Raw genomic sequence first — 436 nt, 5'->3', positions numbered from 1 at the left:
ATTGCGTTCTGGTCGGATGCGTTGGCTGATCTTCCGGAGCAGTTGGATCTGCCTGGTGATCGTCCGCGTCCCGAGATTGCTTCAGGGCGCGGCGCCAATCACAGTTTCACCATCGAACCGCAGCTGTGGTCTGAGCTGGACGAACTGGCCAAGGCAACGAACGCAACTCCGTTCATGGTTGTTCACTCGGCTCTGGCGGTGCTGTTGGCACGACTGTCCGCGACGACCGACATTGCGATCGGTGCCCCGATCGCGGGTCGTGGTGAAGCCGAGCTCGATGACGTGATCGGTATGTTCGTCAATACCTTGGTGCTGCGTACCGAGGTTGATCCGTCGATGTCGTTTGCCGAGTTGTTGGCGTCGGCGCGTGAGGTGGATTTGCAGGCGTTCGCGCATGCGGATGTTCCGTTCGAGCGTGTGGTGGAGGTTCTCGATC

Annotated in this window: 1 protein-coding gene; it reads left to right on the top strand. The window is 59.9% G+C overall.

Translation table 11 applies throughout. From position 1 onward, the window contains the following. The coding region (locus QM609_RS29160; protein ID WP_269615234.1) for a condensation domain-containing protein at positions 1–436 on the top strand (436 nt) is incomplete at both ends.

The sequence above is a fragment of the Rhodococcus sp. IEGM 1302 genome (assembly GCF_030056935.1).
GTDB classification, from domain to species: domain Bacteria; phylum Actinomycetota; class Actinomycetes; order Mycobacteriales; family Mycobacteriaceae; genus Rhodococcus_F; species Rhodococcus_F qingshengii.
This window is presented reverse-complemented; position numbering and strand designations above follow the sequence as displayed.